Genomic DNA, 15,445 nt, shown 5'->3' on the forward strand with positions numbered 1-15,445 from the left:
TGAGGGAAATATGACATTTTCAATTATTTCGAGATGTAGTGAAACAGGACAGTTCGGTGCAGCAATTAGTTCCTCCTCTCCAGCCGTTGCATCAAGATGTATACGTGCCAAAGCTGGGATTGGTGTTGCAGCAAGTCAAAATATAACTGATCCTCAATTGGCCAGCATTTTACTTGAAATGACCAAATACAATATATCGCCTAAAAATGCGATTACAGAATTAACCAAAAATACCGATTTTATTGAATACCGCCAATTAACTTTACTTGATGCGGTGAACGAGCCTTTTGCCTTTAGTGGAGAAAATACCTTAGGGATCTATACGCAACATATAGGGAAACATGCCGTTTGTGCGGGTAATTTACTTGCAAATGAGAATGTTACTCATGTTATGCTCAAACACTTCGAACAAAGTAAAGGCGCTTTAGCTGAACGTTTACTTTATGCATTAGATGCTGGAAAACAGGCTGGTGGAGAAGCTGGAGAGGTACACTCTGCTGGTCTTTTAGTAGTTGACAAGTTGGAATGGCCAATTGTTGACTTACGTGTGGACTGGTCAGATCAACCCATTTCCGACCTCATTGCACTATGGCAGATATATGAACCGCAAATTGATGATTATGTTTTAAGAGCTTTAAACCCGATCAATGCTCGTAGCTATGGTGTTCCAGGAAATGAATAAACTTTTCGAGGGTATACAATGGAGGTGTATCCAAAGTGTTAAATCGAATTTCTTTAAGACAAATGGAATACTTTGTTGCAACAGCTGAATGTGGCAGCATCATTATTGCTTCGGAGAAGATCCATGTATCCTCTCCGTCTATTTCTGCCGCAATCGCACATATTGAATCAGAATTACAAACCCAATTATTTATTCGCCAACATGCGAAAGGCTTGATTTTAAACACTGTCGGTAAAAGTGTGATGTTGGAATGTAAGAAGATCTTAAACCAAGCTTCAAGTTTATATTCGCTTGCTGCAGAATTTTCTGGTTCCATACGTGGACCATTAAAAGTGGGTTGCTTCCCGGCTTTTACCCCGATGATCTATGCCGATATCATCAATGGATTTTCCAATTTATATAAACAAGTTTCTTTAGACCTTTACGAAGATGATCAACAAGCACTTCTAAATGCGCTTATACGTAATGATATTGATCTTGCTTTAACTTACGATCTCAATATTGATGAAAATATTATTCATTTTAAAGCTTTAACGAAATTACCACCCCATGTACTGGTCAGTGAGGAGCATCCTTTAGCTATACTGCCTGTTGTGAGCTTAGAAGAACTTTCACAGTACCCGATGATTCTTTTAGACATGCCTTATAGTAATGAATATTTCTTATCATTATTTAGAGCTCAAAATCTTACCCCCAATGTTGTTCGTTCTTCAAAAAATATTGATGTCGTTCGTTCCATGGTTGCCAATAATATTGGCTACACAATTTTGAATGTTCGCCCGAAAAACACCTATAGCCTTGATGGTAAACGTCTGGTGCGTATTCGTATTGCGCATGAACATCGCCCGATGTATATCGGCATTGCAACACCGAAAAATGTACCCAAAAATATTGTGGTTGAAGCTTTTATTAGTCGTTGCAAAAGCTTTATCTCGGATCACTTTATTTCAGGTATGAGTTCGCCACATTTTTACGATCCATATATGAAAACCCAAACACAAAAGGATTCCTCAGATGTCTAATCTGTCGAGTATTCAACTACTTAAAAAACTTGTTGCATTTGATACGACGTCCTACAAAAGTAATTTAGAACTGATCATGTTCGTTAAGAATTTACTTGAACCTGCGGGAATCAGTATCACTTTAAATTTTAATCCAGAACAGACCAAAGCCAACTTATTGGCAAGTATTGGTCCTAAAGATCAAGCTGGTGTATTGCTCTCTGGGCATACCGACGTAGTTCCAGTTGAAGGACAAGCGTGGAGCAGCGAACCTTTTCAAGCGCTAATCAAAGACGATAAAATTTATGGTCGTGGTACTGCGGATATGAAAGGCTTTATCGCCTGCGCGATGCATGCCATGTTAAAAGCAGCACAGATGCCAGAATTGACTAAACCACTGCACCTATGCCTTTCCTATGATGAAGAAATTGGCTGTATTGGTGTACGGGGAATTCTTGGCCTACTCTCTGAATTAATTATTCAACCAGAGCTTTGCGTGATTGGTGAACCCACCAGTATGAATATTGCCACAGGCCATAAAGGTAAGGCAGTATTCAAAGCAATTTGTCGTGGACAAGAAGGTCACTCTGCTTTAGCACCTTTATACGTCAATGCAATTTATTGCGCTCAAAGTGTTGTTGAAGCAATTACCACGACACAAAAACAAATTGCGGAAGGTCCGATTGTCGATATGGACTACGATGTGCCTTATACCACTGTACATGTCGGGAAAATACAAGGCGGTAAAGCTTTAAATATCGTTCCCAATGAATGTGTTTTAGACTACGAAATTCGTAATGTTGCAGAACAAAATACAGAGTCAGTTCAAGAGAAAATTTTTGAATATGTCGAGCAAAGCCCTTATGCAAAATTTGTCAGTTTTCAGGAAATCAACCAATACCCTGGACTAAATACCTCAACCACCATTCAAGCGGTCAAATTTTTACAAACACTGCTAGATCCAGCAACAGAATTACAGAAGATTTCATTTGGTACAGAAGGTGGATTATTTCATCAACAGTTAAATTCTGCGGTATTGGTTTGTGGCCCTGGTTCTATTCAAGTCGCGCATAAACCCGATGAGTATATTGAAATCTCACAGATGCAGGAATGTGATGCATTTTTTGAACGTTTACTCAGCCATATTAAGCGTTAAGATGTTGCTATTGCTTTAAAAAGTTATTTTTACAACAAATAAGCAAAGCATTTAATTTGTTTTTTTTAAACCCAAGGCTTGTATAAAACAAATTCACAAAATTGGCGAAAAATAATACGGTTAAACCTACTCTATCGCTAAAATTTTAAGGAAGATGAATGAAACTAAAACAGGATTGGCTAGAACAACGCGCGCAGATAACACTGCCAAGTTGTGCCTTTATCGCCGGACAATTTGTCAACACCACGCAGACCTATAAAGTATCAAATCCAGCCACAGCTGAATTTTTAGTCGATATGTCAGCATGTGATGCCAATGACGTTGAACAAGCAGTTCAACATGCGAGAAAGACCTTTAGCAGCGGTGTCTGGTCTCGGTTAGCGCCGCGTGAACGTAAGCAAATACTTAAAAAGCTCGCTGAACTTATTCGTGAAAATGCTGAAGAGCTTGCCTTACTTGAAACCCTCAATGTGGGTAAACCGATTCAGGATTCACTGCATGTTGATATTCCAGGTGCAGCATCTTGCTTTGAATGGTATGCAGAAAGTATTGATAAAATTTATGATGAAATTGCCCCCACAAGTGCAGATCAACTGGCGATGGTCAGTCGTGAACCCATAGGCGTTGTTGCTGCTGTGGTCCCATGGAACTTTCCGCTTGATTTGGCAAGTTGGAAGCTTGCACCTGCCTTAGCAACAGGAAATTGTGTGGTATTAAAACCCGCAGAACAATCACCCTTTACTGCATTAAAACTCGCTGAACTCGCAAAACAAGCTGGGATTCCCGATGGTGTATTACAAGTGGTTACTGGCTTAGGGCATATCACAGGTCAAGCTCTTGGACGCCATCCAGATGTTGATTGTTTAGTCTTTACTGGATCGACTGAAACGGCAAAAAAGTTTTTGGCTTATTCTGCTGAATCAAATATGAAACCTGTTTGGCCTGAAACTGGTGGAAAAAGTGCCAACATTATTTTTGCTGACGCTGATTTAGATAAAGCGGTCGATAAGGCGATTTTTGGCGCATTTTATAATCAAGGTGAAGTGTGTTCGGCAAATTCACGGATTTTATTAGAAAAAAGCATTTCACAACAATTTGTAGAAAAATTTATAGCCAAAGCTAAAACAGTTAAGATTGGAGATCCTCTAGATCCCAATACCACGATGGGCTGTTTAATTGATCGTCAACATGCGGATAATGTCAGAGCTGCTATTGATCAAGCCAAGGCTCAAGGTGCGCAATCTCATATTATTCCGTTAAATTTAGATGCAGCTTTAGATCCAGCCACCTATGTAGCACCAACCATTCTAACGGGTGTCAATCCTGAGTTTAAAATCTTCCATGACGAAGTTTTTGGTCCTGTGGTTTCAATCACAACTTTTGAAACCCAAGAAGAAGCGATTGAACTTGCCAATCACTCCATTTATGGGTTAGCTGCCTCAATTTGGACCAAAGATATTCAGAAAGCAATTCTTCTGTCTAAACAGCTTTTAGTAGGAACAGTCTCTATTAATACAGTAGATGCTTTAGATGTGAGTACTCCATTTGGAGGATATAAACAGTCAGGTTATGGCCGTGATTTATCTTTACATGCGATTGATAAATTTACACAGTTAAAAACCACATGGATTCAATTGTAAATCCAAAAGCGCATTCAATCCGTCAAAAAGAAAGATCGAGTGCTCCTGATACTATAAGGAAAATTTATACAATATAGCGTTTGCTTAGCCCCCATTCTGCCAATATTCGACGATAAGTTGTAGATGAACGATCTGCTTCAAAATGTGCTTCCATTGTAATATCTAATGGAAGCTCTTCTGGTTTTTGACTCTCTACCATGTCCTGATCCTCTGCAAAAATTTGTGCATTAAAATCGTAAACTGCCTGCAAATCGCCTGTGGTATCAAAATTACGGGTGAGTGGTACAAATAATCGAGTTTTGTTATGTGATACAGGACAACAGGCATTTAAAATTTTCAATATACCCTCGCGTGGAAATTCAACCTTTAACACCGCTGAAAATGGTGGGTAAACATCAAAAATTCGTTTCCATAAAAACCCCTCTGGTGCCAGATGTTGTAAGCCATGCGGGTAGTTGCTCACATTACTGACATATTCTGTATGTAAACCATAGTCTGTACGCTCAGTGGTGTATTTGGGTACAACAGGATTTTCAGCATCGGCAAAAGACTGCTGATGTACCCAAGCAAAATGTGCGACATCAATAAAGCCTTCCAATTGCCGCCCGCTTGAGCCTGCAATGTCAACAAATGGTGGCAGTACAGGCTGATGCTCAGGATCATCCCAAGTGTCTAATATTGGAAAGTTTGCATGGCTTGCATCACGGCTAAATAAACTTGTCCAAACCAAACCATATTTTAACACTACAGGAAATTTGGTGAGACTAAAGCGCTCTGAGATATTTGTCAGGTCTGGCTGAGCTGGAATTTTTGTACATTGACCTGCTGTGTTATAGTGCAAGCCATGGTAGGGACAGACAATCTCTTCACCTTGCACCCAACCTTTGCTGAGTGGTACACCACGGTGCGGACAAATATCACGCACCAACTGAATCGCACCACTTGTAGTTTGATAAAGTGCCATTTTCACATCGAGGAGTTGTACTTGTTGTGGGGCTGTTGTCACATCTTGCTCACGTGCGACAGGATACCAATGCTGAGCAAGTATTTCCCAGTCTTTAGGCTCAAAACCACTACATTGTGGCTGACTAAACAAGTTCAGAACTGGAATTGCATTCATACAAAACTCACAGAATATATATTTAATGTCATGATCTTATGCTGTGATTTCAGCATGTTGCTGAGCTAAAATCATGGCTGAGTTTTAAATTACGAATTTTGTCTAATTCTGTCTATTAGAATGTTTTACTTGTCTTGTTCTAAAAAATAGAACACCTATCTGAAAATTATTTTTAGAAAAACTCATCATTGGCATAAAAATCGCTTAGTGATCTGTGATTTTAGCGAGTTTTAAATTTCCTTGATTTTCATTGCTTAGGAATAAGTCCGTGAAATATAAATAATGGACAACCCATATGCCTGTGAATACAACTTTTTCGCGATTTTCTGATTATTTTATTGCAGTTGCCAAGACAGGCAGCTTAAGAAAAGCAGCAGATCAACTCTATATTTCAGTATCAGCGGTACATCGTCAAATCGCACTTGCTGAGGAAGAGTTTGGCATTGATCTGTTTGAACGTTTACCCAGTGGATTAAAACTGACGCTTGCTGGAGAGTTACTCTATGCGGATTTGATTAAGTGGCAAAAAGAATTTCAATTAACCCGTAATCGTTTTGATGAAATCCAAGGGCTTTCTCGGGGAACAATTGATTGCGGATTGATTTCTGCACTTAGTGATGGCTTCGTTTTAGATTCAATTCAATATATGTATGACAACTACCCTTGGATCAATTTTAATTTTCATATCCAAGATAGTGAAACTGTGTCAAATATGATTATGGACGCTGAAATTGACTTTGGAATTTTATTAAATCCGAAAGGCCATCATCAATTAGAGGTTTTATCTTTTGTCGAAATCCCAATCGGTTTTGTTTTACCTAAAGATCACCCTTTGACAAAAAATGAGAAAGTTTATTTGTCAGATAGTATCAACGATAAACACTTAATTCCTTGCGCTCCTTTAATTATTCATGATTATGTGCAGACCTTGTATAAGCACCATAAATTTAGCCCACAGCAGCATTTAGATTGTAATGACATTCGAATGATTATGTCATTAATTCAAAAGAATTTAGGCATTGGTTTATTGTCATTTATTGATGCATATCCATATTTAGAGCGTGACGAGCTGGTTTTTAAGCCGATTCGAGAAAAGGGTTTATATCCATTAACACTGGCTTTATGTGTTGCGCCAAAACGACAACTTTCACGCGTGTCTCAAATTATGATTAAGCATCTTATTGAACAAATCGAAGCATTTAAGCTCAAGCTGATCCCTTATCAATAATCAGCTTTAGCTATGTTGTAGTACATGAACAACAGCCCCTTAAGCAACAAAGTAATCACGTGTAGCTGAGTGATGACTAGCAATAACTCCCTAAACATATATGAATCAAAAGCATTAGATTTCCAATGCTGAATTTAGATTCAGTAATTTAAATTCAGCATCGACCTAGCAACATTTAATCTAATGGATTTCCGATAATATTACTGATAATGCCACGCATAATATGTGGGCCTTGTTCTTGACGTAAGTCTTGATACCACGCTTCGGTCACAGCTTCATCTTTCATATGGGTCACATCACAGCGTTTGCGGGCACGTAATACTAACTCATTGGCGCGCTCATTACGTTTATTTTGATAACGCTTTAAGGCATCCTCTAAACCTAATGTATTGATTTGCAAAGCCCTTGCTAAGTAAATTGCATCTTCCATAGCTTGGCAACCGCCTTGACCAATATCAGGTGTGGTACTGTGAGCCGCATCTCCCATAATCACCACTCGGCCTTTATAAAACTGGGTAAAAGGTTCAATATCATGGATTTCTACTCGATTGGTTTTTTGCTCATCAATCGCTTCAATTAAGTTTTGAACGGGTTGGCACCAGTCCTTAAAATATTGTTTAAAGAGTGTTTTATATTGGGCCTTACTGTTTTCTAAACCTACAGGTAATGGCACATCAAAGAAGAAGTAAAAACGTTGCTCTGCCACTGGCATAAGCGAAACACGTTTTCCTTCTCCAACAAAGGTTGTCCATTGATCTGCTTGGGCAAATTTATCGGAAATTTCGACTAAGCCATTCCAATTAACATAACCTGCATAACGACGTTCAACCTGTTCACCCAGTACATATTGGCGGGTCAGCGAATGTGTTCCATCAGCACCAATTAACAATGCTGTGGTGACTTCACTGCCATCTGCAAACTGAACTTTTATGTGTTGATCTACTTGTTCTAGTGCAACCATTTTTTTCCCAAGATGAATATCCTCACGGCCAAATTCATCCATCAACATGTTTTGTAAATCTGCGCGGGAAACTGGATAAGGCCGTTGCCCGACCTCTTCAATCAAAGGCATTAAACTAAACTGGGTCATGTGCTCACCAGTTAAGCCATCGATATAGGCTAAATGATCCATTTGACCACCAAGTTTGGCAACTTGATCCGTTAAGCCTAAATAGTTTAGACACTTAACACCGTTTGACCATAAAGAAATAGCAGCACCTACAGCTAGAATTTGTTCAGTTTGTTCATAGATGGTGACCGTATGTCCGAATTTTTTTAGTGCAATACCTGCGGTTAATCCCCCCATACCTGCACCGATAATAGTAATCTCCATCTATTTCTCCTCTGTCTGTTTCTTTAACACTTATGACTAAAATGCTAAAAACGTGCCATTTATTTAAAAATCAAAACATTCGTTAAGCAAAGTTGGCATAAGCTATGCATGATGAGGACGCTAAGATATTGTTTTTATGAGTGCTTATTGAGCTTTAAGTGCTGATATCAATCAATAAAATGATATAAATCGTAACATGAATGGTAAATAAATATGGCAACTTTACTTGCACCAAGTTTTGAGCTTCCTGCACATTTGCAACAATACAGCAATTTGGCAGATCCCCGAATTGGTACAAAAGTACTTGAATGTTCAGATGATTTTTTTGCAGAAGCACAACGAATGTTGCAATTTAATCCACCCATTTTTGTAGAAGATAAATTTGATGATCACGGCAAATGGATGGATGGATGGGAAACCCGCCGTAAACGACATGCAGGCTATGACTGGGCAATTATTAAATTAGGCGTTGCTGGAAAAATTACAGCATTTGATATTGATACCACTTTTTTTACGGGGAATTACCCTGCTTCTGCTTCAATTGAAGCCTGTTATGCACCAAATGGGGACTTAAGCAATGCACTATGGCAGCCCATTCTAGACAATTCTGTTCTTGGACCAAGCCAACATCATATTTTTGACATTAAAAATTCAGCAGTCTTTACCCATGTCCGCTTAAATATTTTTCCTGATGGTGGTATTGCACGGTTTCGCGTCTATGGTGAGGTGCAAATACAGATTCAAGATCGCCAACGTACATTAGATTTACTGGCACTAGAAAATGGTGGACGCGTGATTGCCTATAGCGATGCCCACTTTGGTCATCCTCGTAATTTGATCAATCCGAATCGTGGGATCAATATGGGTGATGGTTGGGAAACCAAACGCCGCCGTGCACCTGGATTTGACTGGTGTATTTTGGCACTCGGTCAAAGTGGTGTAATTGAAAAAATTGAAATTGATACCGCACATTTCAAAGGCAATTTCCCCGCTCAAGTATCGATTCAGGCAATTTATATTGAAAATGCGACTGATCCACAATTGATTCCGCAAAGTATGTTTTGGCCATTTCTACTCAATGCTCAGGATATGCAAATGGATCATATTCATGATTATGTAGCCGACATTTTAAAACATGAAAAAATTTCACATATTCGTGTCAATATGATTCCAGACGGTGGCATTAGCCGTATCCGATTATGGGGTAAAATTGCAGAGTGATTTTATGAAATATATTCAAATTCAGCCATTAACTGCTGAAGCTTTTGCAGCATTCGGTGAGGTCATTGCCTGTGCTGGCAATGACTTTTTCCATATCAATGGCGCGCATACGGAACGCTATCATGCTTTATCCTTGGCCCAAGCGGCCAATGCTGAAGTCGGATTAAGTATTTTCCGTAATATTCAAAAAACCCAAGTGCCTTGCGAAATTCAAATGCTTGAACGCCATCCAATCGGTTCACAGGCATTTATTCCGATGCAAGGTCAATCCTTCTTGGTTGTTGTTGCAGCGGCTTTAGATCAAGATCAACCTGATCTTGATCATATTTATGCCTTTATAAGCAATGGCCAACAGGCTGTAAACTATCGTGCAGGCACTTGGCATCATCCGTTATTGACGCTTGAAGCACCGAGCGACTTTACTGTAATCGATCGGATTGGTGAGGGTCACAATTGTGATGTTTTTCAATTTAATGAAAATATTGTCCTAACCTTATAATTTTCATTTCATAACAGCAAATAAAAAATGCATGGATCAAAACATTCACACTAAAAGTGCTGAGGAGTGTTGCGATAAGACTTTACTTCACCCTATGTTGTTAAAAAACCAGCGCAACATCATTCAGTGTTGCGCTGGTTTGAAAAATTTATCTTAAGCTTATCTCAATCCTATTCATGCATTTAAAAACATGATCAGATAAAGATCATTTAAAAATGATATTTAATTAAAGCACTGACATTATTTTCATCTTTACCTGAGATGCCGTATTTATTATTCCAAACAGAATATTCAACGCCTAAATACAATTTCGTATCTGGTGAAATATGTTTACCCGCATTCCATTTCCATTGGGTGGTCCAGTTTAACTCACTGGCATGATCATCTTCAGCAGTTGACCAATCCAGAAAACCATCAACAAGAAAATCTTCTGATGCAATTTTGAAAGGCACACCAAAAACAAAAGTCAGCTGATAATCATCATCTGTGTTCTTATAATTGTCTGCTTTATAAAAGTTTAATTGTGCATATTGGAAATATGGAATCGCCAAATCTACCCCGATCCCATACAAATAATTGTTAAACCCTTCACCGCCTTCCCATGTTGTGGCAATGAGAACGTCTTTAATTGGCCCTGCTTCCAACTTATGCCCCGAAATGGCGCCTAAGCTCAATCGTGGTGAAACTTCAAAATAGGTCTCATTGCCTGAAACATCATTATTGGTACGATCCGCAAATGCAAAGAAGTCCCCATATTTTAATTTGGCTGCATATTCAAAAGTAATGGTCGATTGATCATCTTCCCGAGCAATTAATTCATAATTTTTTCCATATAATCCAGTAATGCTAAAGTCTTGCCAAATAGGCGCAGCATGGGTGCTAAAAGCGGTGCAAACGAAAGTTGAAAGCGCAGCAAATTGTGTTAATTTCATTGTAAAAATTCCCCATCAGAAATAGCGGTAAACACCTACGTGAATAAGCAAAAACAAAGCCAATTTTTTACACTTGGTCAAAATTTCATAAAAAAAGCCCAAATCAATGGGCTTTAAAATCTTAAAATAATCTAATTCTATAAAAGCTAGCTTCCACGATATGTGGAATAAGCAAAAGGGCTGATTAATAAAGGAATATGATAATGTTGTGCAATATCAAGAACTGAAAAATGAATCACAACTTTTGGGAAAAACGTTGCTAAGGCTAAACGGTTAAAATATTCAGCAGTATAAAAAACCAAACTATAATCCCCTGTTTTAATTTCACTTAAATTAAAATCTGCTATCCGTCCATCTTCATTGGTCCTCGATTCTGCAACAATATTGTCTTGGCTATCCAATAATTTTATAAGGACATTTACGGCAGGCTTGCCGAGATGCGTGTCTAATATATGGGTACTGATCATGTTATTTCCTTTCTAAACATTATTTTAATGCAATCAATCATTTAAGTTTTCATCTTCACTTAGTTCTTGATTGAGTCTTAACATTGCAATTTCACCAAGTTGTTGTTTAACAATACGCTGTTCTGTTTCAGGATCATTTAATAAACGATATTTCAGTGCTTGTAGAATTTCAACCTGATCTAAGCCCATGGCACGAATTAAAAAAATATGACCAAATTTCTTTTCATAAGCAATATTGCCTTGCAATAAAGCAAGTTGTGTTTCAGTGCTCTGTTTTATTGCTGATTGCTCTTGATGAGAAAATGCTTGCTCTTTTTCACTCAGCACAGCCTGAGCCTTTTTTTCACCGATTCGTGGGTGTGTCGCTAATGCATTTGCGATCTCTAACCATGTCCAAGTTGAGGCTTGTGCTTTTGCAAAATCCATTAACGCTTGAGTGTTGCCAAATGGACGTTGTGACAAAATTTCATCTGACCAACGTTGAATGTGCACACAATGCTTAAGCATGGTTGTAAGGTCTTCTGATGATGCTTGATTAAATTCTTCTATGTTCACGAATAATACCTATGCTTGAGTTCGCTAAAATTTTCAAACACTTTTATATAAACTTTGCTGTGCGCTTTACTTCATTCAATTAAAAATAAAGCGCTTACCTTAAAAGCCACATCCTCATAGCGACAATTATGCGGCTGGATGGTGTTTAAACCAATGTTCAGCGATATCGCCACGACGACAGATCCAAACTTTTTCATGTGCCTGGATATAATCTAAAAAACGCTGTAATGCTTTAAAACGACCAGGACGTCCCAGAATACGACAATGCATTCCAATCGATAGCATTTTCGGCTCAGTTTCACCTTCTGCATAAAGCACATCAAAGGCATCTTTTAAATATTGGTAAAATTGCTCGCCACTGTTAAAACCAGCAGGCGCACAGAATTTCATATCATTACTTTCTAATGTATATGGAATGATCAGGTGCGGGCGGCTTTGACCTTGTAAATTGGTTAAGTTTGTCCAAAATGGCAAATCATCACCATAGTAATCGCAGTCATATTTAATCTGTGGAAATTCAGCCAATAATTTACGCGTATTTGGGCTATCTCGCCCTGTATACCAACCTATTGGTGTACTGCCAAATAAGGTTTCTAGAATACTGATTGCTTGATCAATATGCTGACGTTCCGTTTCAATATCTATATTTTGGTAATTTAACCAACGCTGTCCGTGTGAAACCACATCGTAATGGGCTTGTTGAATGGCTTCCACAATATATGGATTACGTGCCAGCGCCATACCCACTCCAAATATGGTCATGGGTAAGTTACGCTTTTTAAACTCATGATGAATACGCCAGAATCCTGCACGAGCGCCATATTCATACATCGAATCCATCGACATATGCTTGTCGGGAAAACTTGCTGCTCCCACAATATCAGATAAAAACTGCTCAGAACCGGCATCACCATGTTCGATATGATTTTCAGCACCTTCTTCATAGTTAAGAACAAACTGTACTGCTATTTTGGCTTGATTGGGCCATGCTACTTTAGGTACTTGACCGTGATAGCCAATGAGATCTCGTGAATAGGGAGTATTTTGGATTTGGTCTATTAAGTCTTGCCCACGTAAATAAGTTTTACTCACTCAAACCGCCTTTAAACTTTTCAATCACCATTTTTTAGTGTGAATGATCAAGCAGTTTTTGTGCCAATCTAACTTATGCTTTACTCAATGGGTTGGAAAGTTAACTGCATGTGCTGACTTGTTCCCTTGAAAATATAGTGGTGTTTTCCAATTTGAAAACTTTGATTAGGTTGAAGACTACTTTCCTGCTGAGTACGTACAATCATCGCATTATTTTCATTCGATTCTTTTAATAAAAATTGATAAATTTTATCCGTCATCTCTGCATCTAATAATTTATGCTGGATTCTATTTTGTAGATATTGATCTAAACGTTTTGTATAAAGTTCTATGAGTTTTTTATCACCAGAACTAAAAATGCGATCAAAATTATTTAAAGAAGCCACCTCTTTATTTACTGAGCTTAATCCTGTGGTTTTAATTGCGCTCACTTCAAATTGATCAGTGCGTTCAAAAACCAGATTCAGACTTTCGAGATTGTCTGAAAAATTTGCATCTTGCTGTGAATATTGTTCATAGATATCACCAAAAAGTTTTCGATATTCATTGGATATCGACGCGTAATCATACAAATCAAAGTATTTCATCTTACTTACATCAGCTAAGTATTCAGCACATTTTTTCCCACATTGATCTTTTTGTTGTTGACTGATTGCATTGGTCACTAAGTACTGTGTATAAAATTGATGCGCATCATCTAGATATTGAATCTTATGCGTCCATTTATATTTCACCAAACTTGCATCACCTGCTGCAAGGTAGGTTTCATATCTCAGGATTTTTCTCTCTTTTGGTAGATCTTTCTCCCATAAGTCACGATATTGATTCAAAATTTTAACACCTGAGATGGTGAAATCAGAAGCCGCTAAAGCACAATTTTTATCTTCTAAATAACCCAAAAAATCTGAAACAAAAATAACATCCATCGAATACACATCTATTTTTTCAGAATTTGAGCGATTTAAAAATTTATGCAACATGTTAAGAGGCATATAGCTTTCAAGCCCCTTACATTGTGTTTCAAGAGGTTGCGCAAATTGAGTTAAATCTGACTTTAAAGCCACAATATCTGCATATGTAGATACAGGTATAAACGTAAAAACCGTCAATAGAGCAATTTTTCTTATTATAAAATTCATGCTGTTATTCTCATTTTATTTAAAAATAAAAAACTCTGTATTGTCTAATTGATGATTTAACAATGCATAACGAAAATCACGCATTAATTGTGATGATAATTCTCGCTTTTGCTCAACCAGCATTTTCAATAACTGTAAAAACTGACCATGACTAAATACCAGTAAATGATCATGTTGATAATGCGCTTTTAGCGAATCCAAGTGCACAATAAAGTCCGTAACGCGTTGATAAAAATTTGCAAAAGACTCAGCGCCTTTACTTGTCACTAGATTCACATCTGCTTGGTTCCAATAATCATCTACCCAAGGTTTTCGTTCCTCTAGAGTGGTATTTTTACATCGTGTATCGGATAAGTAAGAAAACTCCTGAATATCCAAAACTTGAGGGGTAATCTGATCTCGTAATAAAATTGGTTCAGCTGTTAGACGTGTACGGAGGAATGGAGAGATAAAAATCTGCTTTGCTGGAGGTAGAACATCAACAAGTTTTTGCGCCTGTTCATGTCCATATTCAGTTAAAGGAATACTTGCATGTGACTCAGTTTTACCGTTTACATTACCTAAACTTTGCGCATGACGAATTAAATAAATACTCATATAAACCTTAACTATTTTAATTTTTAGACAACATTTTAAAAATGATAATTCAAAATGAATCATCTGGAATTTAACAAACGTTTAAAGAACACCAGTTGAGCAAGACACTCATATATTAGCGCTTTAGAAACAAAGTTTTCTCTACTGCTCTTCGGTTTACTAAACCTTGTACTGTTTTGCCACCCGCTTTGATCCAAACATCAAATTGATGACTGGCAGCGTAATAATCAGAGGCGTTCAATAATTTTAATAAAGTTGAATTTTTAAAAGCACCAATACCAATGTTATAGCTCAATGAAACCAATGCATCAAACTGATTTTGATTTAACGGCACATTTACAGCAGCACTTACTGCTTGTTCAAAACGTCTAATGTCATATTGCATATAGGTTTTTGCTTGTTCAATGGTACAAGTATCACCATACTGAACAGCTTTTCCATGCGGGTAAATGGTTGTTCCGTAACCGATGGTACACACACCGACACCATCATCATAGGCTTTAAGCTCTAATCCCTCAAAACCACAGATCAAATCCACACCTTGAGGACTGACCTGAGTAATTTGATCTTGTGCAAAGCCAATCTCCGTAGCATCTGTATCCACAGCAACGGCAACGTCTAAACCAGAATAAGCTTGATGATGTTTATTCGATTCGCGCTGCTGTTGATTCAATAGCTTTGAAAACAACGTAGAAAATAACTTGGAAAAAAATTTAGACCAAAATTGCGTCATCAATAAAACTCAAAAAAAGAAAAGGGTTGTATCGTTGTACCTATAGCACC

At 37.9% G+C, this 15,445-nt stretch carries 16 protein-coding genes; 7 read left to right on the top strand and 9 right to left on the bottom strand.

Translation table 11 applies throughout. From position 1 onward, the window contains the following. The first annotated feature begins 10 nt into the window (after nt 1–10). The 4 genes from AS4_RS11015 to AS4_RS11030 all read left to right on the top strand — a co-directional run bounded on the left by AS4_RS11015 (nt 11) and on the right by AS4_RS11030 (nt 4,479). On the top strand, nt 11–682 hold the full coding sequence (locus tag AS4_RS11015; RefSeq protein WP_096734166.1) for a DUF1028 domain-containing protein: 672 nt from the start codon (nt 11–13) through the stop codon (nt 680–682). A 35-nt stretch (nt 683–717) separates the two neighbouring features. After that, the gene (locus AS4_RS11020) at nt 718–1,704 is read left to right on the top strand and encodes a LysR family transcriptional regulator (RefSeq protein ID WP_096734167.1); all 987 of its coding nucleotides are present in this window, start codon (nt 718–720) and stop codon (nt 1,702–1,704) included. Next, the gene (gene argE / locus AS4_RS11025) at nt 1,697–2,839 is read left to right on the top strand and encodes an acetylornithine deacetylase (RefSeq protein ID WP_096734168.1); all 1,143 of its coding nucleotides are present in this window, start codon (nt 1,697–1,699) and stop codon (nt 2,837–2,839) included. The genes AS4_RS11020 and argE overlap by 8 nt, the downstream gene beginning before the upstream one ends. Before the next feature lie 158 nt (nt 2,840–2,997). After that, nucleotides 2,998–4,479: an aldehyde dehydrogenase gene (locus AS4_RS11030; RefSeq protein ID WP_096734169.1), complete on the top strand. Its 1,482-nt coding sequence runs from the start codon at nt 2,998–3,000 to the stop codon at nt 4,477–4,479. A 64-nt stretch (nt 4,480–4,543) separates the two neighbouring features. Here the strand turns inward: AS4_RS11030 and AS4_RS11035 are convergent, their stop codons facing one another. Further along, a complete protein-coding gene (locus AS4_RS11035; protein ID WP_096734170.1) occupies nt 4,544–5,599 on the bottom strand; it encodes an aromatic ring-hydroxylating oxygenase subunit alpha in 1,056 nt (351 codons plus the stop codon). 295 nt (nt 5,600–5,894) lie between these two features. Here AS4_RS11035 and AS4_RS11040 point away from each other — a divergent pair, with 295 nt between their 5' ends. Next, nucleotides 5,895–6,827, top strand: coding sequence for a LysR family transcriptional regulator (locus AS4_RS11040; RefSeq protein ID WP_096734171.1), 933 nt, complete (start codon nt 5,895–5,897; stop codon nt 6,825–6,827). Nucleotides 6,828–7,002: 175 nt separating this feature from the next. Here AS4_RS11040 and hpxO read toward each other — a convergent pair whose 3' ends face one another. Further along, nucleotides 7,003–8,160, bottom strand: coding sequence for an FAD-dependent urate hydroxylase HpxO (gene hpxO / locus AS4_RS11045; RefSeq protein ID WP_096734172.1), 1,158 nt, complete (start codon nt 8,158–8,160; stop codon nt 7,003–7,005). A gap of 213 nt (nt 8,161–8,373) precedes the next feature. Between hpxO and alc the strand changes: the two genes are divergently transcribed. Together alc and AS4_RS11055 are read left to right on the top strand one after the other, a co-directional pair. Continuing rightward, nucleotides 8,374–9,381, top strand: a complete 1,008-nt coding sequence (gene alc, locus AS4_RS11050) for an allantoicase (protein WP_096734173.1) — start codon at nt 8,374–8,376, stop codon at nt 9,379–9,381. A 4-nt stretch (nt 9,382–9,385) separates the two neighbouring features. Beyond that, nucleotides 9,386–9,880 carry an ureidoglycolate lyase gene (locus tag AS4_RS11055; protein WP_034617344.1) on the top strand — a complete coding sequence of 165 codons (495 nt, stop codon included), beginning with the start codon at nt 9,386–9,388 and terminating at the stop codon, nt 9,878–9,880. 209 nt (nt 9,881–10,089) lie between these two features. Here AS4_RS11055 and AS4_RS11060 read toward each other — a convergent pair whose 3' ends face one another. From AS4_RS11060 to AS4_RS11090, 7 genes are all read right to left on the bottom strand, one after another. Further along, nucleotides 10,090–10,812, bottom strand: a complete 723-nt coding sequence (locus tag AS4_RS11060) for an outer membrane protein OmpK (RefSeq protein WP_004821662.1) — start codon at nt 10,810–10,812, stop codon at nt 10,090–10,092. A gap of 146 nt (nt 10,813–10,958) precedes the next feature. Next, on the bottom strand, nt 10,959–11,279 hold the full coding sequence (gene uraH, locus AS4_RS11065) for a hydroxyisourate hydrolase (protein WP_096734174.1): 321 nt from the start codon (nt 11,277–11,279) through the stop codon (nt 10,959–10,961). A 33-nt stretch (nt 11,280–11,312) separates the two neighbouring features. Beyond that, nucleotides 11,313–11,834, bottom strand: a complete 522-nt coding sequence (gene uraD / locus AS4_RS11070; protein ID WP_096734175.1) for a 2-oxo-4-hydroxy-4-carboxy-5-ureidoimidazoline decarboxylase — start codon at nt 11,832–11,834, stop codon at nt 11,313–11,315. A 126-nt stretch (nt 11,835–11,960) separates the two neighbouring features. Continuing rightward, nucleotides 11,961–12,926: an allantoinase PuuE gene (gene puuE, locus AS4_RS11075; RefSeq protein WP_096734176.1), complete on the bottom strand. Its 966-nt coding sequence runs from the start codon at nt 12,924–12,926 to the stop codon at nt 11,961–11,963. A gap of 80 nt (nt 12,927–13,006) precedes the next feature. Further along, entirely contained in the window at nt 13,007–14,065 is a 1,059-nt protein-coding gene (locus tag AS4_RS11080; protein ID WP_096734177.1) for a hypothetical protein, read from the bottom strand. A 15-nt stretch (nt 14,066–14,080) separates the two neighbouring features. Further along, complete coding sequence (locus AS4_RS11085; RefSeq protein WP_096734178.1) at nt 14,081–14,662, bottom strand: histidine phosphatase family protein; 582 nt, start codon at nt 14,660–14,662, stop codon at nt 14,081–14,083. Nucleotides 14,663–14,777: 115 nt separating this feature from the next. Continuing rightward, entirely contained in the window at nt 14,778–15,395 is a 618-nt protein-coding gene (locus AS4_RS11090; RefSeq protein WP_096734179.1) for a lysozyme, read from the bottom strand. Between the last annotated feature and the right edge of the window lie 50 nt (nt 15,396–15,445).

It is taken from the genome of Acinetobacter guillouiae, assembly GCF_002370525.2.
Classification (GTDB): domain Bacteria; phylum Pseudomonadota; class Gammaproteobacteria; order Pseudomonadales; family Moraxellaceae; genus Acinetobacter; species Acinetobacter guillouiae.

Coding starts and splice junctions, on each gene's coding strand:
- AS4_RS11035 (WP_096734170.1), bottom strand. CDS start 5,599: ATGAATGCAATTCCAGTTCTGAACTTGTTTAGTCAGCCACAATGTAGT.
- AS4_RS11085 (WP_096734178.1), bottom strand. CDS start 14,662: ATGAGTATTTATTTAATTCGTCATGCGCAAAGTTTAGGTAATGTAAAC.
- AS4_RS11015 (WP_096734166.1), top strand. CDS start 11: ATGACATTTTCAATTATTTCGAGATGTAGTGAAACAGGACAGTTCGGT.
- AS4_RS11060 (WP_004821662.1), bottom strand. CDS start 10,812: ATGAAATTAACACAATTTGCTGCGCTTTCAACTTTCGTTTGCACCGCT.
- AS4_RS11040 (WP_096734171.1), top strand. CDS start 5,895: ATGCCTGTGAATACAACTTTTTCGCGATTTTCTGATTATTTTATTGCA.
- alc (WP_096734173.1), top strand. CDS start 8,374: ATGGCAACTTTACTTGCACCAAGTTTTGAGCTTCCTGCACATTTGCAA.
- AS4_RS11080 (WP_096734177.1), bottom strand. CDS start 14,065: ATGAATTTTATAATAAGAAAAATTGCTCTATTGACGGTTTTTACGTTT.
- AS4_RS11090 (WP_096734179.1), bottom strand. CDS start 15,395: ATGACGCAATTTTGGTCTAAATTTTTTTCCAAGTTATTTTCTACGTTG.
- argE (WP_096734168.1), top strand. CDS start 1,697: ATGTCTAATCTGTCGAGTATTCAACTACTTAAAAAACTTGTTGCATTT.
- AS4_RS11055 (WP_034617344.1), top strand. CDS start 9,386: ATGAAATATATTCAAATTCAGCCATTAACTGCTGAAGCTTTTGCAGCA.
- AS4_RS11030 (WP_096734169.1), top strand. CDS start 2,998: ATGAAACTAAAACAGGATTGGCTAGAACAACGCGCGCAGATAACACTG.
- uraH (WP_096734174.1), bottom strand. CDS start 11,279: ATGATCAGTACCCATATATTAGACACGCATCTCGGCAAGCCTGCCGTA.
- hpxO (WP_096734172.1), bottom strand. CDS start 8,160: ATGGAGATTACTATTATCGGTGCAGGTATGGGGGGATTAACCGCAGGT.